Source organism: Nocardia tenerifensis NBRC 101015, from assembly GCF_000308715.1.
Classification (GTDB): domain Bacteria; phylum Actinomycetota; class Actinomycetes; order Mycobacteriales; family Mycobacteriaceae; genus Nocardia; species Nocardia tenerifensis.
Genome location: NZ_BAGH01000610.1, coordinates 1 through 23,508 on the forward strand (window position 1 = coordinate 1; position 23,508 = coordinate 23,508).

Below are 23,508 nucleotides of genomic sequence, written 5' to 3' on the forward strand. Positions count from 1 at the left end.
CCATCACCACCGCGCTCGCGCGCCTCGTCGCCGACGGTGCGAACCCGCGCTGGCACCACTACTTCGACGGAACCGGTGCGCGCCGAGTTTCCCTGCCCACCTATCCTTTCCAGCGCCAGCGCTACTGGCTGGAGTCGGCCGAGCGGTCCGGCGGCTCGGACCACCCGTTCCTCGGCACCTCGGTGGGCCTCGCGGGCGGTGACCGGTTGCTGATCACCGGCACCCTGGCCCTCGGCACGCATCCATGGCTCGCGGATCACGCCCTGCACGACGAGGTGCTGCTGCCCGGGACCGCCTTCGTCGAACTCGCGTTGCACGCCGGACAGCAGACCGAGCACCCGCGCCTCGGCGAACTCGTCCTCGGCGCGCCCCTGGTGCTGACCGAAGGCACCGAAGTCGACCTTCAGGTGCTGGTGCGGGAGCCCGACGACGGTCACCGAGTCGTCACCATCTTCTCCCGCCCCGCGGACGCCGCGCTCGACGAGCCGTGGACCCAGCACGCTGAGGGGCGGCTGACCGGGGTCGACCCACAGCCCGCCGAGGACCTCTCCGCGTGGCCGCCACCACACGCCACCGCGCTCGACATCGAGCCCGTGTACGCCGACCGGCCCGGTCTGCGGTACGGTCCCGCATTCCAATGCCTGGTCCGGGCCTGGGCGGCGGCGGAGGTCGTCTTCGCCGAAATCGACCTGGGCCCGGAACAATTCGCGGACGCGGAGCGCTTCGCGGTACACCCCGCGCTGCTGGACGCCGCGCTGCACGCCATCGGACTCGGCCCGGCCCGCGGTACCGCCGACGCACCGCTCGTGCCGTTCAGCTGGAGCGGCGTCGCCTTGCACGCGATCAACGCGCGACGGCTGCGGGTCCGGATCACTCCCATCGGCCCGGACGCCATCTCGCTGGCCGTCGCCGATCCCGCGGGACGCCCGGTGCTCGACGTCGCCCGCCTCGCACTGCGGCCGCTGCCGCGAGCGCGCCGGACCGACCGGATCGATCGTGCGCTGTTCCGGACGCAGTGGCAGCGGTTCACACCCGCCGGACAGGCCGCGACGCCGGACGTGACGCTCGTACCCTTCCACCCCGAGGCCACCGACGCCGAACGCGCCGCGGCGCAGACTCTTTCCGCGCTACAGCGTTGGGTGGCCGGCGAATCGGAGCGGGCCACCAGACTCGCCGTGGTCACCCACGGCGCCGCGCTGCTGGACACGGACGCGTCACCCGATGCGGCCACGGCCCTCTCCGCCGCCGCCGTGGGCGGTCTGACGCGGTCGGCGCAGTCCGAACATCCGGACCGGTTCGTGCTGATCGACGTCGACGATCCCGACTCGTCGTGGCAGCCCGCGGCGGCCGCCGCGGCCGTGATGGGCGAGTCGTACCTCGCGATACGCGAAGGCGCGGTGTATGTACCACGTCTGGTGCGCGCCACCGCCGACGCGACGGCGGGCCCGGACTGGTCCGCGGGAACCGTGCTGATCACCGGGGCGACCGGTGCGCTCGGCGGTATCGTCGCCCGCCACCTCGTAGGCACGCACGGCGCGCGCGACCTCCTCCTGCTGGCGCGCCGCCCGATCCCGCCCGAACTGCTCGACGACTTGACCGCGGCCGGCGCCAGGGTCACCGCCGAGATCTGTGATCTCACCGAACGCGCCGAGCTCGCCGCGGCGCTGAATGGTCGCGAACTCAGCGCGGTCGTGCACTGCGCCGGTGTCGTCGAGGACGCGGTACTCACCAACCAGACCCCCGAGCAGCTGCGAAAGGTGTTCGCCGCCAAGGCGACCGCCGCGTGGTACCTGCACGAACTCACCCGCGACCACACCAACACCGCCTTCGTGCTGTTCTCCTCGGCCGCGGCCACTCTCGGCGCACCCGGCCAAGCCAACTACGCCGCCGCCAACGCCTACCTCGACGCACTCGCCCACCACCGCTCGGCGCACGCCCGACCCACCACCAGCATCGCCTGGGGCCTCTGGCACACCGGCATGGCCGACGCCGCCGCCCCGCGCCGCGGCATGCGACCGCTGCGCGAGGAGGAAGGGTGCGCACTGTTCGACGCCGCGCTGACCACGCCGTCACCGGTGGTCGTCGCGATGCATCTGGACGCGCACGCGGTGGCCGCCGACGCCGGATCCGTACCGGCACTGCTGCGTACGCTCGTGCCCACCCTGCCGCGCCGGGCCGCGACCCGTGCCGAGGACGGGCTCGCGGAGCGCCTGCGTCGGATGCCACCCGCGGAACGCGACGCCGCCTTGAACACGCTCGTCCGCGAGCATGTCGCGGCCACGCTCGGGCACTCGGACCTGTCGGCGGTCGCCGCCACCCGCGCCTTCCGCGACCTCGGTTTCGACTCGCTGACCTCGGTGGAGTTCCGCAACCGGCTGAATTCCGCTACTGGGCTGCACCTTCCGGCGACGCTCGTGTTCGATCACCCGAACGTGGGCGCGCTGGTAGCCCACCTGCGCACGGAACTGCTAGGAACGTCCGAGCAAGACATCGCCGAGGTGGCCGCCGTCGCCGCCGACGACGACCCGATCGTGATCGTGGGTATGGCGTGCCGGTACCCAGGTGACGTCGGCACGCCGGACGACCTGTGGCGGTTGCTCGTCGCGGGCCTCGACGCCGTGACCGAATTCCCGGCGGACCGGGGGTGGGACGCGACGCGGATCTACGGGCCGGACGACTACGCGGTCCGGGAGGGCGGGTTTCTGCACGACGCGGCGGATTTCGATGCCGCCTTGTTCGGCATCTCACCACGAGAAGCACTCGCCATGGACCCCCAACAACGACTACTCCTCGAAACCGCCTGGGAAACCTTCGAACACGCCGGAATCGACCCGACCTCACTACACGGCAACCACACCGGCGTCTTCACCGGCGTCATGTACAACGACTACGCCACCCGCTTCACCCACGTACCCGACGAAGTCGCCGGACACCTCGGCAACGGCAGCGCGGGCAGCATCGCCTCGGGCCGCATCGCCTACACCTTCGGCCTCCAAGGACCCGCCGTCACCATCGACACCGCCTGCTCATCCTCCCTCGTCGCACTCCACCTCGCCGCACAAGCACTCCGCAACAACGAATGCACCATGGCCCTCACCGGCGGCGTCACCGTCATGGCGACACCGGCGACGTTCGCCGAATTCAGTCGGCAAGGCGGACTCGCCTCGGACGGGCGCTGTAAGGCGTTCGCCGACACCGCCGACGGAACCGGCTGGGGCGAAGGCGTCGGACTGGTACTGCTGGAACGCCTTTCGGCGGCGCGACAGCAGAGGCACCCGGTGCTGGCGGTGCTGCGTGGTTCCGCGGTCAACCAAGACGGCGCCTCCAACGGACTCACCGCACCCAACGGACCCGCCCAACAACGCGTCATCCGACAAGCCCTCACCAACGCCGGACTCCAACCACACGACATCGACGCCGTCGAAGCACACGGCACCGGAACAAAACTCGGCGACCCCATCGAAGCACAAGCACTACTGGCCACCTACGGACAACACCGCCAACAACCCCTCTGGCTCGGCTCCATCAAATCCAACATCGGCCACACCCAAGCCGCCGCAGGCATCGCCGGAATCATCAAAATGATCAAAGCCATACAACACGGGATCCTCCCCCGCACCCTCCACATCGACAAACCGACCTCACACGTCGACTGGAGCACCGGCACCATCGAACTACTCACCGAACAACAACCATGGCCCGAACACGACCGACCCCGCCGCGCAGCCGTCTCCTCCTTCGGCATCAGCGGCACCAACGCCCACATCATCCTCGAACAGGCGCCGGAGGTCGAACTTCCACCGCGCCGGGAGCTTCCGCACGTGCCGTGGGTGCTCTCCGGGCATAATCCGGCGGCGCTGCGGGCACACGCGGGGCGTCTGGCAGACCGCGACATCGAGGACGGATCGGTGCTCGACATCGGATACTCGCTCGCCACCGGCCGCGCCGCGCTGGCCGAGCGCGCCATCGTGACGACCGGCGATCCGGTGCGACGCGCGGAGGCCCTTCGGGCCATCGCCCGGGGCGGCACCCACCCCGCGGTGGTCACCGGTCGCGCTGCCGACGGTGGCTTGGCGATGGTCTTCGCCGGGCAGGGCACCCAACGTCCCGGCATGGGGCGCGAACTCTACGACACCTATCCGGCGTATCGGGCCGCGTTCGACGACGCGTGCGCCCACTTGGACAAGCACCTCGTACATCCGTTGCGCGACATCGTGTTCGGCGAGCACGGGGACCTGCTCGACCAGACCGGATTCGCCCAACCGGCCTTGTTCGCGATGCAGGCCGCCCTCTACCGGCTGTGGGAGTTCTGGGGCGTCACACCGGCGGTCGTCGCCGGACACTCGATCGGCGAGATCACGGCGGCGCATATCGCCGGAGTCCTGTCCCTCCCCGAGGCCTGTGCCCTCATCACCAGCCGCGGTCGACTGATGCACGCACTGCCCGAGGGCGGCGCGATGGTCGCCGTCAACGCCGAGGTCGACGCGGTGCTCCCCCACTTGGCGGACTACCCGGACACCGTCGGCATCGCCGCCGTCAACGGCCCGAACTCCGTTGTGCTGTCCGGTGACCGAGCCGACCTGGCAGCGATCGTCGGCCAACTGGACGGCCACCGCCACACCTGGCTGCGTGTCTCACACGCGTTCCACTCACCATTGATGGAACCCATGCTCGACCGCTTCCGCGAGGCCATTGCCGGCCTGTCGTTCGCGCCACCGATAGTGCCGATCGTCTCCACCGTCACCGGACGACTCGCCGACGAACACACGTTCGCCGACCCGGAGCATTGGATCCGCCACGCCCGCAACACCGTTCGCTTTGCCGACGCCGTCGGCGCGCTGGCCGGACAGGCCGTCACCGACTACCTCGAGATCGGCCCCGGCGGATCGCTGGTCCCGCATCTGCCCAGCGGAGCAGTGCCCAGCTTGCGCACCGACCGCCGCGACACCGCGGCGATCACCGAGGCGCTCGCCCACCTCGTCGCGACCGGCACCCACCCGAACTGGACCGACTACTTCGCCGAGACGGGCGCCCGGTCGGTGCCACTGCCGACCTATCCCTTTCAGCACCAGCGTTATTGGCTCGACCACCGCGCCGTCGGCCCGGCGGACCTGGACAGCGCGGGTGTCGACGCCGCCGACCACCCCATGCTCGCCGCGATGGTCGCCGACCCGGAGTCCGGCTCGCTCGTCTTCACCGGCCGCGTCGACCCGCACACCCACCCGTGGCTCGCGGATCACATTGTCGGAAACCGGATCGTGCTACCCGCGACAGCGCATCTCGACCTAGTCCTGCACGCGGGCGCGCACTGCGGCCGCACCGGCCTCGACGATCTCACCATCGAAGCACCCGCCGTCCTCGCCGACGGCATGGCGCTCGACCTTCGCGTGACCGTCGAGCCACCGGATACGCACGGCCGCAGCACGGTTCGCGTCTACACCCGCGAGTCCGGCGGCGACCGGCCGTGGCAGCGCAACGCCACCGCTGTGCTCGCCGAGGCGGGCGCCGAGGTCGCGCACGACCCCGACCACGCGTGGCCGCCACCGGACGCGCGGGCACTCGACCTCGATGCCCACTACGATCACCTGGCCGAGCGCGGGCTGCACTACGGTCCCGCGTTCCGCGGCTTACGCGCCGCGTGGCACCGCTCCGGCGAGGTCTGCGCCGAAGTCGCGCTCCCCGAGGGCACCGACGTGGCGGGTTACCTCGTGCATCCGGCGTTGCTGGACGCGGCACTGCACGCCATCGGGTTCGGTGGCTTCGTCGACGAGGCGGACCCGTCGCCGAGCGTGCCGTTCGCCTGGCGAGGGGTCCGCGTCGGCACGGCGGGCGGCACCGCGCTGCGGGTGCGGATCACTGCGGCCGGTAAGGATTCCGTCGCGGTGGCCCTGTTCGACCGGGAGGGTCGCGCGGTCGGCAGTGTCACGGCATTGACGCTGCGTCCGCTGCCCGTCGACGAAAGCGCGGACGTCCCACGGTCGCTGCTCGGCCTGCGCTGGCAGGCACTGCCCGCCGGACCCGTGCCCGCCGAATCGTGGTCGGCCGTGCTCGGCACGGAGGACTCGTGGTTCCCGTCTGCCCTGCGCGACAGCGGCGGACATGTCGAAACATATTCGGGTATCGCCGAACTCGGCGACGCGGCGGAGGCCGCCGGAATGACGCCGGACGCCGTATTCGTCGTCCCGTCCGCGCCGGACGACGCCGACGTGCCCGCGGCCGCGGCACACCTGGCCGCCGGCGTACTCACCCTGCTGCAGGCGTGGCTGGCGGATCGGCGCTTCGCCACGACCCGCCTCGTCGTCGTGATCCGCGGTGACGCGACCGATCCGGCGTCGGCCGTGCTCACCGGTCTGGTCCGCGCCGCACAGGCCGAACACCCCGGCCACCTGACGCTGCTCGATATCCCCCGTACGAGCCGACTCGATCGGCGCGGCCTGGCCGCCGCGCTGGCGTCCGGCGAACCGGAGATCATGCTCCGCGACGGCGTCGCGTACGTGCCACGCCTCGCGCCGCTCACCGGGCCGAGGTCGGCCGCGGCCGACCTGTCCGGCGGGACCGTCCTCGTGACCGGTGCGTCCGGGACGCTGGGTCAACTGGTCGCGCGCCGGCTGGTCGCCGAACACGGCGTGCGCGACCTGCTGCTCGTCAGCCGTGGCGGTGAAATGCCTTCCCTGCGTGCGGAACTGGCGGCGGCGGGGGCCCGCGTCGAGGTCGCCGCCTGTGATGTCGCCGAACGGGATCAGGTCGCCACGCTGATCGCCGAGCACCCCGTACACGCCGTCGTGCACGCCGCCGGCGTACTCGACGACGCCGTGCTCACCTCGCTCACCACCGACCAACTCGCGCGGGTACTGCGGCCGAAGGTCGCCGCGGCCTGGCACCTGCACGAACTCACCGGCGACCTCACGGCCTTCATCCTGTTCTCCTCGGTCGCGGGCATTCTCGGCTCGGCCGGGCAGGCCGCCTACGCCGCGGGCAACACCTTCCTCGACGCCCTCGCGATACACCGTGCCGCACTTGGGCTTCCGGCCTCCTCTCTGGCCTGGGGGCCGTGGGACACGGCGGCCGGCATGGCCGCGGACCGGCGCAACCTGGTCCGTGGCGGCGTGGCGGCGCTGAGTACAGCGGAAGGTCTAGCGCTGTTCGACGCGGCACTGACCCGACCGGAGGCGCAGCTCGTTCCGGTGCGAGTGGATGTCGCCGCTCTCCGCGCCACCGCCGCGCGCGAACCGCTGCCGCCGATCTGGCATGCGCTGGTGCGGCCCACTCGGGTGGACACCCGCCCGGCCGGCCGCGACCTACTCGACGGCCTGGCCGAGCTGACCGGCACCGAGCGCGAAGACGCGCTGCTCGCGCTCGTGCGACGGGAAGTCGCTGCCGCGCTCGGCCACTCGACACCGGAGGAACTCGACGGCGACCGGGCCTTCACCGAACTCGGCTTCGACTCGCTGACCGCCGTGGACCTGCGCAATCGACTGCAGCGCGCCACCGGCCTTTCGCTGGTCGCCAATGTGGTCTTCGACCAGCCCACACCCCCCGCGCTCGCCCGTTTCCTCAGCGACGAGCTGGCGGGCACCGTCACACCGGCCGCCGCAACGACCGAGGACACACTCGGCGCGTTGTTCCGCCAGGCGTGCCTGGACGACCGGGTCGACGAGGGCATGGAGCTGGTGCGCGTGGCCTCCCGCCTGCGTCCGGTGTTCCACAGCGCCGACGAGGTCGGGCAGCGACCGCATCCGGTGCCACTGGCCAGGGGCGCGCACCGACCACGGCTGCTCTGCTTCCCCGCGGTGGTGGCCATGTCGGGCGCGCACCAATACGCCCGCTTCGCCGGCGCGCTACGCGATCGCCGGGACACCGTGGTCCTGCCCGAGCCGGGATTCCGTGCCGGAGAACGGTTGCCGGGCAGCGTCCTGGCCATCGCCGAGATGCAGGCGCAGGCGGTACTGGACTACGCGGGCACCGAGCCGTACGCACTGCTCGGTTACTCCTCGGGCGGCTGGATCGCGCACGAAGTCGCCGCACTGTTGCAGCAATCCGAAGCGCCGCCGCGCGCGGTCGTCCTGATCGACACCTATCTGCCCGCGGAGATGAATCCGCGGCTCAGCCGGGCGTTCACCGGCGGATTGTTCGCGCGCCGTACCGAACTCGTCTCGATGGACCACGTCTCGCTGACCGCGATGGGCGGCTACTTCGAGGTGTTCGGCGAGTGGGAACCCCGGCCCATCGACACCCCGACGCTGTTCGTGCGGGCCGCCGACGCGCTGCCCGACATGGACGACGCCCCGCTCGCGGACGGCGAATGGGGACCGGCGTGGTCGCTGGCCGACGCGCAGCCCGTCGTGGCGGGCGACCACTTCACGATCGTGGAAGGGCACGCCGAAACCACCGCGCAGGTGGTGGATTCGTGGCTCGCCGCACTCGAAAGATGACAGAACAGAGAGGGAACAAATGACCGAGATCACCCCCGAGTTGGTCGCCGCCGCATACGAGGCGGTGAGCTCAGGAAATCGGGAGAAGACCGCGCTGTACTGGTCGGAGAATCTGCGGTTCCTCGCACCAGGTAGTCACGCGCACGCCGGCTGGCGGACCGGTATCGACGACTTCCTCGAATACGTGCAGGGCATGCTCGAGGCCTCCGGCGGTTCGTGGTCGATGCGCCCGATCACCTTGCTCATCAATAACGACGACGGCTATTCGATCGACGTCAACGAGATCCACGCCATCCGCAAAGGCGCGCCGGAGGGCAGCACCTCACCCTTCGACGTCCTCGATATCTCCGGCGTGCAGATGCTCAAGTGGGAGAACGGAAAAGTCGTCGAGGGATACGGCGGCGTCTTCGGTGACGGTGCCACGAACTACACGCAGTGGTGGTCACCACTCAGCGGAGACGGCGAACGCCGCTACTGACCGAGTACTGCCGTGGTCGCCGTGTCGGATGCGGCACGGCGACCACGGCGCGTCCCACTCGAAGCAGAGGAGAAATATGACAGAGCCGATGGTGGACAACGCGCGCTGGATCCGGCGGTTCCGCCGGACAGCCACGCCGACGGTGCGGTTGGTGTGCTTCCCCCACGCGGGGGGTTCGGCGAGTTTCTATTTTCCGATGGGCACGGCCCTGCCCGAGCCGATCGACGTGCTCTCGGTGCAGTATCCCGGTCGACAGGACCGGCGCACCGAGCCGGGTATCGACGACATCGGCGCGCTCGCCGAACAGGTATACCTGGCCGTGCGGCCCGAAACCGACCTGCCCATCGCGTTTTTCGGGCACAGCATGGGCGCGGCTCTCGCCTTCGAGGTCGCCCATCGCCTGGCCCGACGCGACGGCATCGTGGTCGCCAGGCTGTTCGTCTCGGGTCGCCGGGCGCCGTCGCGGCATCGGCACGAACAGCTACACCTGGCCGACGACGCGACGGTCATCGACGAGCTGCGGATGCTCGATGGCACCGACACCACGCTGCTCGACGACGAGGAGGTGCGGCGCATGATCCTGCCCGCGCTGCGCGGCGACTACAAGGCGATCGAGACCTACCGTTGCCCGCCGAGCCGCACCGTCGGGTCCCCGATCACCGCGCTCGTCGGCGCCGACGACCCGAAGACCACCCTCGACGAGGCGCGCGACTGGGCGCGGCACACCACCGCGGCGTTCGATATACGGGTGTTCCCCGGCGGGCATTTCTATTTGATCGATCAACGCGCGGCCGTGCTGGACAGCGTCGCGCGGGGATTGCTCGGCCCGACCGCCCGGCTCGACTAGCCGAACCGGCATGGCGCGCGAATTCGGTTGCGTGAGCAGCTTTTCCGCCGCCGACGAAACTACCAGCCTCGACAACCATCGGTTGTCGAGGCATGCGTGTCGATTGTTTGACCCTCGTCGGCCCGCTCGGCTCGAATGGTGCGATCCGAACCCGGGTCGCATTCTTGGAGGGCGTCTTGTCTTCGTTCGTTCACCTGCACGTCCACACCGAGTACTCCATGCTGGACGGTGCGGCGAAGATCAAGCCGCTGTTCGACGAGGCGAGCAGGCTCGGGATGACCGCGGTCGGCATGACCGACCACGGCAATATGTTCGGCGCGGACGAGTTCTATCAGGTCGCCACCAAGGCCGGCATCAAACCCATTATCGGTATCGAGGCCTACCTGGCGCCCGGCAGCAGGCATCACAAGAAGCCGGTGTTCTGGGGCCAGGCGGGCCAGCGCGGGTCCAATGGCGAGGGAGTCGGCGGCGATGTATCCGGTGGTGGCGCCTACACCCACATGACGATGCTTGCGCAGAACGCGCGGGGGTTGCGAAACCTGTTCAAGCTCTCGTCGCTGGCCAGCATGGAGGGCTACTACCGCAAGCCGAGGATGGACCGCGAGCTGATCGCCGCGCATTCCGACGGCATCATCGCCACCACCGGTTGCCCGTCCGGCGAGGTGCAGACCCGGCTGCGCCTCGGCCAGCACGCCGAGGCGATCCAGGCCGCGTCCGACTACCGCGACATCTTCGGCAAGGACAACTTTTTCGTGGAGTTGATGGACCACGGCCTGCCGATCGAGCGGTCGGTCCGCGACGGACTGCTCGAGATCAGCACCAAACTCGGGCTGCCACCGCTGGCCACCAACGACTCGCATTACGTGAGCAAGGACCAGGCCGAGGCGCACGCCGCCCTGCTCTGTGTACAGGCCGGTAAGACCCTCAGCGACCCGACCCGATTCAAGTTCGACGGCGACGGCTACTACCTGCAATCGGCCGAGGAAATGCGCGCGTACTGGGACACCCAGGTCCCCGGCGCCACGGACAACACCTTGCTGATCGCCGAACGGGTCGAGTCCTACGCCGAGGTGTGGGCGCACACCGACCGGATGCCGATCTACGAGGCGCCGGAGGGCTACGACGCGAACTCCTGGTTCCGTGCCGAGGTCATGCGCGGACTGGATCGGCGTTTTCCCGGCGGGGTGAGCGAGGAGTACGTGCGCAGGGCCGAGTTCGAGATCGACATCATCGTGGAAAAGGGCTTCCCCGCCTACTTCCTGATCACCGCGGACCTGATGAATCACGCGCGCGAGGAAGGTATCCGGGTCGGACCGGGCCGCGGCTCGGCCGCGGGGTCGCTGGTCTCCTACGCCATGGGCATCACCAACCTGGACCCGATCGCCCACGGTCTGCTCTTCGAGCGATTCCTCAATCCCGAGCGGGTGTCCATGCCCGATATCGATATGGACTTCGATGATCGGCGCCGCGGTGAAATGGTGCGCTACGCGACCGAGAAATACGGCGCCGATCGCGTCGCACAGGTGATCACCTTCGGCAAGATCAAAACCAAGGCGGCGATCAAGGACGCCGCGCGGGTGCACTACGGACAGGCCGGCTTCGCCGTCGCCGACCGGATCTCCAAGGCCCTGCCGCCGCCGGTGGCCGCCAAGGACATTCCGCTGTCGGGCATCACCGATCCCTCGCACGAGCGCTACGCGGAGGCGGCCGAGGTCAGGACGCTGATCGAGTCGGACAAAGACGTGGCGACCATCATGGAGACCGCGCGCGGCCTCGAGGGTCTGATCCGCAACGCAGGCGTGCACGCCTGCGCGGTGATCATGTCGTCCGAGCCGCTCGTCGATGTGACACCGCTGTGGCGGCGCGACGACGGCGCGATCATCACCGGCTGGGACTATCCGTCCTGCGAGGCCATCGGCCTGCTCAAGATGGACTTCCTCGGTCTGCGCAACCTCACGGTGATCGGCGACGCGATCGACAACATCAAGGCCAACCGCGGCGAGACGATCGATCTCGACTCGCTCGGCACCGACGATTCGAAGACCTACGAATTGCTCGGCCGCGGTGACAGTCTCGGCGTGTTCCAGCTCGACGGTGGCGCCATGCGCGACCTGCTTCGGCGGCTGATCCCCACCGGCTTCGAGGACATCGTCGCGGTCAACGCGCTGTACCGGCCGGGGCCGATGGCGATGAACACGCACAACAACTACGCCGATCGCAAGAACAACAGGCAGCGGATAGAGCCGATCCACGCCGAGCTCGAGGAGCCGCTGAGCGACATCCTCGCCGAGACCTACGGCCTGGTCGTCTATCAGGAGCAGATCATGCAGATCGCGCAGCGAGTCGCGGGATTCTCCATGGGACGCGCGGACGTGCTGCGCCGGGCCATGGGCAAGAAGAAGCTCGACGTCCTGCAGAAGGAGTTCGAGGGGTTCCGGGCTGGCATGCGGGACAACGGATTCTCCGACGAGGCCGTCCAGGCGCTCTGGGATACCGTGCTGCCGTTCGCCGGATACGCCTTCAACAAGTCACACGCGGCAGGCTACGCGCTGGTCGGGTATTGGACCGCCTACCTCAAAGCCAATTATCAGGCCGAATACATGGCGGCACTGCTGACGTCGGTGTCCGACAACAAGGACAAGTCCGCCATCTACCTTTCCGAATGCAGACAACTCGGCGTCAAAGTCCTTGCGCCGGACGTCAACGAGTCCTCGCTGCGGTTCTCCGCGGTGGGCAGCGACATCCGCTTCGGGTTGGGCGGAGTGCGCAATGTCGGGGCGAACGTCGTCGAGTCGATCATCGAAACCCGAAGGGCGAAGGGCAAGTACACCTCGTTCGCGAACTTCGTCGAGAAGTCGCAGCTGGTCTGCTGCAACAAGCGGGTCTTGGAGTCGCTCATCAAAGCCGGTGCCTTCGATTCCTTCGGTCATCCCCGCAAAGCGCTCATCGCCGTCCACGAGGAGGCGGTGGACGCGGTCACCGGGTTGAAGCGCCAGGAGGCGCTTGGCCAGTTCGACCTGTTCGGGGTGGCGGACGATACCGGCGAGACCCCCGGCGACTCCTCGCCACTGGCGCACCTGCGCTACGACGCGGACGAGTGGCCGCGTAAGGACATGCTCGCGCTGGAGCGGGAAATGCTGGGCCTCTACGTTTCCGGCCACCCGCTCGACGGCGCCGACCACATCCTGCGCAAGAACGCGCCGAAGCCGATCGCGGGCGTGCTCGCCAATCCGCCGAAAGAGGGAACGGTCACCGTCGCGGGCATCATCTCCGCGCTGGAGCGCCGGGTGAACAAAAAGGGTGAGAGCTGGGCGATCGCCGTGGTCGAAGATCTGGATGCCTCGATCGAAGTCCTGTTCTTCCCGAAAAGCTACAGCGTGTTCGCCCTGGACTTGGCCGTCGATGCCGTCGTCGTCGTGGAAGGCCGGGTCAACTGGCGCGAGGACAAGATGTCGGTTTTCGGCTCGCACGTCGCCGTGCTCGACGTGAGCCACCTCGACGGCAGCCGCCATCGCCCGCCCCTGATGCTGGAGCTCAACGCCCAAAGCACCAGCCGGGAAAGCGTTTTGGAACTCAAGTCGACGCTGCAGGCGCACCACGGCGACACCCCGGTGCGCATCGTGCTGTGCCATCGGGAGAAGCGGACGACGCTCGCCGTCGCCGACTACCCGGTGTCGGTCAGCTCCGCGTTGCTCGGCGAGTTGCGCGCACTACGCGGGCTCAAGGTGTTGTCCTGACGAACTCCGCCGCGGCGGCGCGCAGCAATTCCTCGTCCAGCGCCTCGGGCAGCCCTCGCATCGCCGCCTCGCCCACCAGCGCGGCGAGCTCGAGCATGGCGGCCCGGTCGGGCTCGCCGTGCCGGGCGATGTGCTCGAATATTGCACGCACCGCAGGGTTTTCGTTGTCGCACATCGGGCACAGACCCACCGTCCGCACCCCGCGCACCTCGAATCCGTCTGCCCGGACAAAAGAATGCGGGACCCGCATCGCGCAGACCAGCGTGGCCGCGCACCGGTGACACGGCAAATCGTCGACGTAGGAGATCTCGAGATCCGGCACCCAACGATTTGACTAGATCCCGAATGCCTTGTCCAACAAACGAAACGCCCAATCCCCAACTCTCAGTTGTGCATACCGAAAGAACGGATCGCCCGATGAGCCGCCCGCCCGCCGCCACCGACGTCACACGAGTCGCCACCGCCCGCGCGCGGATCGCCAACGTCCGGCGTCGACTGCTCGACACCGCCGCCTTCGGAAAAAGCCTCACGCCGGATCAACTCGAACACCTCGCCGCCGAACTCGGCGAGACACTGCGCGTTCTCACCGACGACTGAGCCCACACAGCAGTCGACGCCATGCAGCGGTTCGGCGACGCCCGATCCACCGACGCCTCGCCTGCGCGCGAATTACGTCGACCGAACGTCATCCGACTGATGCGTCGGTGGTGGCGCGCCGGGCACAGTGAGTGCGATGCCAATTGAGGAGAGAAACTACGCGGCTATCTCGGGATGCAGGTACCTCTGGGTGATCCGCGGATCGTCGAGTTCGTCTTCGTATCGGTCGCATTGCTTTTGCCGGTTGTACCACGACTCCGTTAGATCGTGCCCCGTGATCGTGTACTTGGCGAGCGGCCCTCGACGACGGTCCCTGACCTGTATGAAACCCGGGCCTTGTCGCCAGCAGCACCGTCCGATATAGAACGCTTCCCACCACGCGTCCAGTTCGGCGGAATCGGCAGGCTGCTCGCTTCGGTCCGGAAGATGAAGATGACTCAGTGGCGTGATCCGCGCGCAACGGTTCGAAGGTCCAGGCCGCCGTCGGCCCGATCGCAACCTCAGCGTGGCGAGCGGGGCAGTTTTGTGTTGAGGATTGGGCCGATGTGGTTCAGGGGGTGGGGTTGGGTCATTTCGCCGTGGGTGCAGGGGATTTGGTGGACCTCTACCTTGCCGGTTACGTGGGTGTGCCATCGGTCGGGGGTGAAGGGGGAATTCTGGGGTTTGCCGATGGTCGCCTCGAACAGCAGCAGATCGCCGTGGAAGACGCCGAGGGAGGCGGCGGAAACCACTGCTCTGGTGGTGGCGAAAACCGTGAGCAGCGTGGACAGGTCGAGTTCGCCGAGGCCGGCGAGCTCGATGTCTTGTCCGACGGATTCGGCGACCTCCTCCGGTGTTGCGGGGCCGGTGTCCGGCTGGTAGTCGTCCGGCTTCGGGTAGCTGTCGAGTATGGCCAAGAATTCGACCTGTTCGCCTTCTTCCTGGATCCGCACCGCGAGCAGGTGCGCGATGATTCCGCCGAGGGACCAACCGAGCAGGAAGTAGGGGCCGCGCGGCTGGATGAGCCGGATCTGTTCCAGATAGTCGGTCACGACGTCCGCGGCCGATCCCGGCGACCATCCCGGTTCGCTGAGTCCGCGCGCCTGCAGGCCGTAGACCGGCCGGTCGGCGTCGAGGTGCCGCAGCAGACCGGAGTACACCCAACTGGTTCCGGCTGCGGGGTGCACGCAGAACAAGGGTCGTTCGGCGCCGGCTCGACGCAGCGGGAGCATCACCGCGAGCGAGTCTGCGCGCGAGCCTGCCGACGCGAGCGCGGCGAGCCCGGCGACCGTCGGGGACTCCAACACGTCCCGCACTGTTAGCGAAATGCCAAGGGGCCGTAGGCGACTGATCAATCGGAGGACCAGGAGGGAGTGACCGCCGAGGTCGAAGAACGAGTCGTCGACGCCGACTTTCGGCACATCCAGCAGCTCGGCGAACAGTTCGCCGAGCAGCAGCTCATGGGGCGACTGCGGCGCACGTCCTGAACCGCCGCTGCGGCGCGGTGTGGGCAGTGCACGGCGGTCGAGCTTTCCGTTCACGGTGAGCGGCAGTTCGTCCAGCATGACGACCGCCGACGGCACCAGGTATGCCGGCAGTCGCGCCGCGGCATACGACCGCAGTTCGGCCTCACCCACCGTCGTGTCCGGCACCACGTATGCCACCAGCCGGATCTCGCCCGGCCCGAATTCGTGTGCGACCACGGCTGCGTGCCGGATCGCCGGATGCCGGGCGAACACCACCTGCGCCTCTTGGGGTTCGACCCGGATGCCTCGCACCTTCACTTGGTCGTCGGCCCGGCCGACGAATTCCAGCTGTCCGTCCGACCGCCACCGCACCACGTCCCCGGTGCGGTACATCCGTTCCGCCGTGGGGCTGAACGGGTCCGCCACGAACCGACCGGCGGTCAATCCAGGCCGGTCGAGGTATCCCCTGGCCAGGCAGTCACCGGCGATGTACAGCTCGCCGAGCACCCCCGGCGCGACCAGATCCAGTCCGTCACCGAGCACGTATACCCGGACATCCGCGAACGGCCGGCCGATGGGAATGGCGCCCGTCGGTGTCTGCTCGTCGTCGGTCAACCGGAACTCGATGGTACAGACTGTCGTCTCGGTGGGGCCGTAGCTGTTGCACACCAGCACATTCGGGTGACGGGCACGCCAGCGCGCCAGCATGTCGCCGAACAGCGCCTCACCTCCGACAGACAGACATTCGCTCGGCGAGGCCTCGTCGGGCATGGAGTCCAGCAGCTTCAAGTGGCTGGGTGTCCCGAACAAGACCGACGGCCGTGGACCGGGTTGGTCCAGTTCGCCGACCCTGGCACATCCGCCACTGACGAGCGGCACGTACAGCGCGGACACAGACATGTCGAACGCCACGGACAGGTGCATGCGGCTCTCCCCCGCGACGCCGGGATAGATATCCCGTGAGCGCAACAGATACGCACCGAGCGATCTGTGCGCGATAACGACCCCCTTGGGGCGCCCCGTCGATCCTGACGTGTAGAGCACGTAAGCAGGATTATCCAGATGGACCCGAAGCCCCGGGTTCGCCGTGGGGTAACGATCGCTCTCGCACCGGTCGACACACAGCGCGTCCGGCCCGACGCGCGCGGACAGCGCCGACGTCGTCACGGTGATCCGGGGAGCCGCGTCTCGAAGCAGGAATGCCACCCGGTCGTCCGGGTAGTTCACATCGACCGGTAGGTACGCGCCGCCGGATTTCAGGACACCCAGCAGCGCGATGACCAGCTCGGCGGAGGGCGGCAGCAGCACGACAACCCGGTCTTCCGGCCGCACACCACGTTGAATGAGCAACCGCGCGAACTGATTCGCCCGCGCATTCAATTCCGTGTAACTGAGCAGGGTGTCCCCCGCCGCCAACGCAGGCGCGTCCGGGGTACGCCGGACCTGCTCCTCGAACAGCTGGTGTGCGATCGCACCGGGCCGCGCCACCGGTGGGCGCAGAAGCGACTCCCGTTCGGCCCTGCTGAGCACGTCGATCGCGCTGATCGGCCGGTCGGGGTCGGCGACGGCCGCGGCGAAGATCCGATGCAGCCTGGTGGTCATCACCTCTACCGAACCGCGATCGAACAGGTCGCTGCTGTACTCGAGCGAGCCGTCCAGGCCGGCGGGTTCGCCGTTGGGGCCGAAGGTTTCCCAGAGGATGAGGGTGAGGTCGAACCTGGCGATGTCGCGCCACACGCCATCCGCGACGGCGGTCAGGCCGTCCAGGTCGAATATCGGCGGCTCGTTGTTGTTGAACGAGAGAGCTACCTGGAACAGCGGATTCCGACCGGTGTGCCGCGCCGGATTGAGCACCTCCACCAGGTGTTCGAACGGGACCTGCGTTTGGGAGAAGTCGGCGATATCGCTGTCGCGCACGCGGGTGAGCAGCTGGGTGAACGTCGGATCGCCCGCGGTGTCGGCTCTGAGCACCAGAGTGTTCACGAAGAACCCGATCAGGTCGTCGAGGGCCTCGTCGTCGCGCCCGGCCACGACCGTACCGATGGGGATGTCGGTGCCTGCGCCGAGTTTGGTCAGCAGCGCGGTCAATCCGGCGTGCAACACCATGAAAAGCGTGCCACCGGTCTGCTTGGCCAGCCCGATCAGTCCGTGGTGGACGTCCGCGGCGAGCCGGACCGGAACCCGTCCACCGAGCTGGGAGGCCACCTTGGGGCGGGCCCGGTCGAACGGCAGCGTGAGTTCTTCCGGCAAGCCCGCCAGCCGGTCGACCCAGTACGACTGATCGGCCTTCGAGAGCAATTCCCGTTGCCACAGCGCGTAATCCGCGTACTGGACCCGCAGCGGCGACCACCCGGGCGCCTGCCCGAGACGGCGCGCGTTGTAAGCCGTGCCGAGATCGCGCGCCAACGGTGTCATCGACCAGCCGTCGCCGCCGATGTGATGCATCAGCAGCAACAGCACGTGCTCGTCCGGTCCGAGCTCGAAACACCATGCCGCCAACGGGATCTCGGAGGCGAGATCGAAGGCGTAACCCGCCGCCGCGTCCAGTCGCGCGGCGAGTTCACGCTCGGATATCCGGGCGAACTCCCACCGAATCTCCGGTACGTCCACGATGTGCTGGTATGGCCGGCCGTCGTGCTCCGGATACACGGTACGCAGGCTCTCATGCCGTCCTACGACATCGGCGAGCGCCGCTCGCAGCGCCGACTGATCGAGCTCGCCGGACAGCCGGACGGCCATCGGCACGTTGTAGGTCGAGACCAGTCCTTGCATCCGGTACAGGAACCACAGCCGGAGCTGCGCGAACGACAAGGGAACCGACTCGGGTCGCGGCCGCGGAGTCACCGCGACACGGGCCAGCTCGGCGGTGCCGACGCGGTCGGCGAGCCCGGCCGGGGTCGGCCGCTCGAACACCACCCGGACCGGCAGTTCGACCCCGAGCACGGTTCTGATCCGACTGGTCAGCTTCGTCGCGGTGAGGGAATGGCCGCCCAAGGCGAAGAAATCGTCGTCGATCGTCACCGACGGCACGACCAGCACGTCGGCGTAGATCTCGCACAGCGCTCGTTCGACCGGCGTGCGCGGCGCACGGCCCGTACTCTCGCGGGACGGCTTGGGCAGTGCTTCGCGGTCCAGCTTGCCGTTGGGACTGAGCGGCATGGCGTCGAGCCGGACGAACACGGACGGCACCATGTAGTCCGGCAGCACCGCCGCCACATGATCCCGCAGCTGCGCCGGCTCGACCGCCCCGCAGGCCGGCACCACGTAGCCGACGAGGCGTTGATCGCCCGGACGGTCCTGCACGGCGAGCACCGCCACCTGCGCGACGTGCGGATGACCGCGCAGCACGGTCTCGATCTCGCCGAGTTCGATCCGGAACCCGCGGATCTTGACCTGATGGTCGACACGGCCGTGGAACTCCAACTGGCCGTCGGCACGCCAGCGCACCAGGTCACCGGTGCGGTACATCCGGGATGCCGCATCGTCGAACGGGTTGGCCACGAAGCGTGCTGCCGTCAGCGCCGGTCGGTTCAGATATCCGCGCGAGAGCTGAGCGCCTGCGAGATACAGCTCTCCCACCACCGCGCAGGGCACCGGCCGCAGCCGGGAATCCAGTACGTAGGCGCGGGTGTTGCCGATCGGCTTGCCGAGCGCCGCATGGTCGGGCCAGTCGTCCACCTCAGGAGGGAAGAACGACGCGATCGCCAGGTGCGTTTCGGTCGGGCCGTAGCAGTTGTCCAGCCGACGACCGCGGGTCGCGAAAAACGCCTTGACCTCGGGCGAAAGCGCCAGTGCTTCCCCACCCTGGCCGATCAGCCGCAGTTCGGGAAGGTGGGCGCCGGTGTTCTGCACGACCTCGCACAGCGCCGCCAGCACAAGGTTCGGCAGATACATGTCCTGCACGTCGAACTCGGCCAGCCACCGGGCGAACAACTCGGCGTCCTTGCGGACCTCCTCGGGCGGGACTACCAGGCAGCCACCTCTCGTGGTGGCGAACAGGACCTCGTAGGCGGAGGTGTCGAAACTGAGCGACGAGAACTGGGCCATCCTGCCTGCGGGCAAGACCGTCTCGTAACAGGTCAGCAGGCTCACCGTCGCGGCGGACGGCATGACCACCGCCTTCGGCAGCCCGGTCGATCCGGACGTGTAGATGACATACGCCGGGTGTTGCGGCCGCAACGGAGCCAGGCGGTCGGCGTCGACGATATCGGCCGAGGACAGGTGCCCGGTGTCCACCGATTCGGTGAGGGTCAGGACCGGCGCCGCGTCGCTGTGCATGAAGGCCACCCGGTCGGCGGGGTAGCCGGGGTCGATCGGCAGGTACGCGCCCCCGGCCTTCAATGTCGCCCAGAGCCCGACGATGACGTCGACGGAGCGCGGCATCATCAGGCCGACAACGGATTCCGGCCCGACGCCGCGATCGATCAGATAACGGGCAAGTTGATTGGCCCGCGCGTTGAGCTGCGCGTAGGTGAGCACCGTGTCACCCATCTGCACGGCAGGCAGGTCCGGGGTGCGTCGCACCTGCGCCTCGAGCAGCTCGGGCAGCGTCCGCTGCGGCACCTCCCGCTCAGTGTCGTTCCATTCCACCAGCATTCGGTGCCGTTCCGGCGCGGCGAGCACCTCGACGCCGCTGAGCGGCACGCCGGAGTCGGCGGCGACTTGGGTCAGGAACCGCAGCAAGCGCTCACCGAGCACCCTGGCACCATCGGAGGTGAACAGATCCGCTGCGTAGGTGAGGGTCAGATCCACACCGGCGGCGCGGCCGTCAGCGGTCCACCGCTGGACGAATCCGAAGAACAGATCGAATTTCGCCGCGTCGAGCGGGGTCTTCACCGGCGTGCACGGCAGACCGTCCAGGCGCAGAACCATGCCTTCGTCCACGACGAGTGCGATCTGGAACAGCGGGTGCCGGGACAGGGATCGGGTGGGCTGCAGATGTTCGACGAGCTTCTCGAACGGGAGGTCCTGGTGTTCGAAGGCCGCGAGGTCGGTGGTGCGCACCCGGGTGAGCAGCTCGTCGAAGCCGGGGCCCCCGCTGGTGTCGGTGCGCAGGACCAGCGTGTTGACGAAGAACCCGACCAGGCCGGCGAGGGCATCGTCGGAGCGTCCAGCGACCAGCGTGCCCAACGGGATATCGGTGCCGCAGCCGAGCCGGGTGAGCAAGGCCGCCAGCGCGGCCTGAAAGACCATGAACAGCGTCACGTTTCGGTGTTGCGCCAGCTTCTGCAGACTCTGGTGGACTTGCGCGTCCACGGCGAGCTCGACGCTGCCGCCGAGGTGACTGGCCTGTGCGGGACGCGGGTGGTCGGTCGGCAAAGCCAGTTCGTCGGGCAAGCCGCGCAGGTGTTCTCGCCAGTAACCGAGCTGGCGGGACGACACACTGTCCGGGTCGTGTTCGTCGCCGAGCAGGTCTCGCTGCCAGAAGGTGTAGTCCACGTACTGCACGGGCAGCGGCGCCCAGTCCGGGGCGGCGCCGCCGAGCCTTGCCGCGTACGCCGACGACAGGTCCGCGCTCAGCGGATCCATCGACCAGCCGTCACCGGCGCTGTGGTGGATGACGAGCACGACCAGACTTTCGCCCGCAACGCTCTGGACCACGTGCACGTACAACGGCGGGTCGATCGCAAGGTCGAACAGGTGCGCGCAGGCGCGAACCACCACCGCGTCGGCCTCTTCGGGGGCGCACCGGGTGAACGAAACCGCTGCCGGTGTCTCCGCGGCGGGGATGATCCGTTGGAACGGTTCACCGTCCAGCTCGACGTACACCGTCCGCAGTGCTTCGTGCCGCGCCATCACATCGGCGACCGCGGCTGTCAGGGCGTCTTCGTCCAGTTCGCCCGCGATCCGGGTGACCACTGGGATGTTGTACGTCGCGCTGGGCCCCGCCAACCGGTCGAGGAACCACAACCGCCGCTGCGCGAAGGACACCGGGACCAGATCCGGGCGGGGCGAAACCGGGACCACCGCCGGACGTGCCCGACCGGCATCGCCGCTGAGGTGCCGACTGAAACCGGCGACAGTGGGGTTGTCGAACAGCGCGCCGATACCGGCCTCGATGCCGAGCGAGCCGCGGACGCGGTTGAGCAACCGGATGGCGAGCAGCGAATCACCGCCGAGCTCGAAAAAGCTGTCGTCGACACCGATCTCGGGCACGCCGAGAACGTCGGCGAACAGGTCGCACAAGGCGTGTTCGCGGGCATTGCCGGGATTCCGGCGGGCCGACCCTGCCGCGTACTCCGGCGCGGGCAGCGCCGCGCGGTCCAGTTTTCCGTTGGGGGTCAACGGAAAACGTTCCAGCACAACGAATGCGGAGGGCACCGAGTAATCCGGCAGCGTCTTCGCCAGCCGCTCACGGACTTTCGCGGTGTCGATGCTCGTCTTGTCGACCGCGGGCACCAGGTAGCCGACCAACCGCTTGTCGCCCGGCCGAGCCTCACGGACGATCACCGCGGCCTCGCGCACCGTGTCGACCGCCGCCAGCGCGGCTTCGATCTCGGCGAGCTCGATGCGGAACCCGCGGATCTTGACCTGATCGTCCACACGCCCAAGGAAAGTCAGTGTGCTGTCGGCCTCGCGTCGGGCGAGATCGCCGGTGCGATACATCCGGGCACCAGGGCCGCCGAACGGATTCGCGACGAACCTGGCGGCGGTGAGCTCAGGCCGGTTGACGTAACCCCGGGCCAGACCGGCGCCGGCGAGGTACAACTCCCCCACCGTCCCGATCGGCACCGGTCGCAAACCATCGTCGAGCACGAACAGCCGTGTGTTGTCCAACGGCGTGCCCAGCGGCACACTGGTACCGACCTGATCGCCGTGCCGCCAAGGGGTTTGGGTGACGCACAACGTCATCTCGGTCGGGCCGTAGGTGGTGCGCACCGTGATCCGCGGGCACTCCCGCAGGACTTCGACCACGGCATGCGGCGAGATGACGTCACCGCCGGTGGTCACCTCGGTGACCCCGCGCAAGCACGTCACCAAGTCCTCGGCCACCACCCGGAACAGCCCCGCGGTCAAGCTGATTCGGGTGATCCCGTGGTTCTCGATCACTCTCGCCAATGCGCCCGCATCCAACTCGCCGGGCGGCGCGACGACGACCCGTCCGCCGGCGAGCAGCGGTGCCCAGATCTCGTAGGTGGACGCGTCGAACGCGTGTGGTGAATGCAGCAACACCCGGTCGTCGGCATGCACGTCCCAGCACCGATCCCGCGCGAGGTCGACCACGTCTCGATGAGTCACGGCAATGCCTTTGGGCTCACCTGTCGATCCGGACGTGTACATGACGTAGGCGAGCTGACCGGGACGCAACACCGGCAGGTCCGTGACGGTCTGCTCTGCCTCGGCCGGCGGCGGGCCGGGTTCGACGACGATCACTCGTCGACCGACCGCCAGCTCATGGTTTCGCAGCGTCCGGTCCACCAGCAACACCGGACACGCGCTGTCGGCGAGCACGGCACGCATCCGCGCCACCGGATAGGTCGTCGGCAACGGCAGATAGGCACCGCCGGCCTCGAGCACCGCGACGATGGCGACGAGCAGTTCGACCGACCGCGACATCAACAGCGGCACAGCCATTTCCGGTCGCACACCCGCCGCGGTCAGGACGCAGGCCAGCCGGTGCGCGCGGGCGTCCAACTCGGCATAGGTCAGGCAGACCGTGCCGTACTCCACCGCGATCGCTTCCGGTGCGCACGCGACTCGCTCGCCGAAGGCAGTCATCAGATCGGCGGCCACCACGGGCGTCGCGGAGTCGTTCCACTCCTCCAGCAGCGGAAGCAGTCGTTCGACTCGAGAATGGAACATATATCTACCCGTCTGTTCTTCCAGCAATGACGACCAGGGACCCGCCGAAATAACGCGCAGGTGAGGAGAGATGAATTCGACCTTAGGTCAGAGCTCGCACTCAGCGCATTGCCGTGTCCACAAGATGACAAATTCGGTGGCGAGCCCTCAGGACACGATCCAGCGAATG

Annotated in this window: 8 protein-coding genes; 5 read left to right on the top strand and 3 right to left on the bottom strand. The window is 68.4% G+C overall.

Annotated features, from left to right (window positions below; all coding sequences use genetic code 11):
- The 4 genes from ON39_RS43490 to dnaE form a co-directional block, all read left to right on the top strand.
- A partial coding sequence (locus tag ON39_RS43490; protein WP_157195649.1) for a type I polyketide synthase occupies positions 1-8,432 on the top strand: 8,432 nt, incomplete at its 5' end.
- A gap of 19 nt (positions 8,433-8,451) precedes the next feature.
- Positions 8,452-8,910: a nuclear transport factor 2 family protein gene (locus ON39_RS43495; protein WP_040742972.1), complete on the top strand. Its 459-nt coding sequence runs from the start codon at positions 8,452-8,454 to the stop codon at positions 8,908-8,910.
- Between the two features lie 76 nt (positions 8,911-8,986).
- Positions 8,987-9,757, top strand: a complete 771-nt coding sequence (locus ON39_RS43500) for a thioesterase II family protein (RefSeq protein WP_040742974.1) — start codon at positions 8,987-8,989, stop codon at positions 9,755-9,757.
- 176 nt (positions 9,758-9,933) lie between these two features.
- Positions 9,934-13,494: a DNA polymerase III subunit alpha gene (gene dnaE / locus ON39_RS43505; RefSeq protein WP_040743013.1), complete on the top strand. Its 3,561-nt coding sequence runs from the start codon at positions 9,934-9,936 to the stop codon at positions 13,492-13,494.
- Here dnaE and ON39_RS43510 read toward each other — a convergent pair.
- Positions 13,478-13,816: a DUF6300 family protein gene (locus tag ON39_RS43510; protein WP_040742976.1), complete on the bottom strand. Its 339-nt coding sequence runs from the start codon at positions 13,814-13,816 to the stop codon at positions 13,478-13,480. The genes dnaE and ON39_RS43510 overlap by 17 nt on opposite strands.
- 95 nt (positions 13,817-13,911) lie before the next feature.
- On the opposite strand from ON39_RS43510, the gene ON39_RS43515 reads away from it, so the two are divergent.
- Positions 13,912-14,091 carry a DUF6374 family protein gene (locus ON39_RS43515; RefSeq protein WP_040742977.1) on the top strand — a complete coding sequence of 60 codons (180 nt, stop codon included), beginning with the start codon at positions 13,912-13,914 and terminating at the stop codon, positions 14,089-14,091.
- Positions 14,092-14,247: 156 nt separating this feature from the next.
- Here the strand turns inward: ON39_RS43515 and ON39_RS51640 are convergent, their stop codons facing one another.
- Both ON39_RS51640 and ON39_RS43520 read right to left on the bottom strand, forming a co-directional pair.
- Entirely contained in the window at positions 14,248-14,589 is a 342-nt protein-coding gene (locus ON39_RS51640; protein ID WP_373283796.1) for a DUF5825 family protein, read from the bottom strand.
- A gap of 2 nt (positions 14,590-14,591) precedes the next feature.
- On the bottom strand, positions 14,592-23,339 hold the full coding sequence (locus tag ON39_RS43520) for a non-ribosomal peptide synthetase (protein ID WP_051187885.1): 8,748 nt from the start codon (positions 23,337-23,339) through the stop codon (positions 14,592-14,594).
- Positions 23,340-23,508: the final 169 nt, after the last annotated feature.

Bases quoted from the DNA above. Each gene is read 5' to 3' on its own strand.
- ON39_RS43495 (WP_040742972.1), top strand. From the start codon at position 8,452: ATGACCGAGATCACCCCCGAGTTGGTCGCCGCCGCATACGAGGCGGTG.
- ON39_RS43500 (WP_040742974.1), top strand. From the start codon at position 8,987: ATGACAGAGCCGATGGTGGACAACGCGCGCTGGATCCGGCGGTTCCGC.
- ON39_RS43515 (WP_040742977.1), top strand. From the start codon at position 13,912: ATGAGCCGCCCGCCCGCCGCCACCGACGTCACACGAGTCGCCACCGCC.
- ON39_RS43520 (WP_051187885.1), bottom strand. From the start codon at position 23,339: ATGTTCCATTCTCGAGTCGAACGACTGCTTCCGCTGCTGGAGGAGTGG.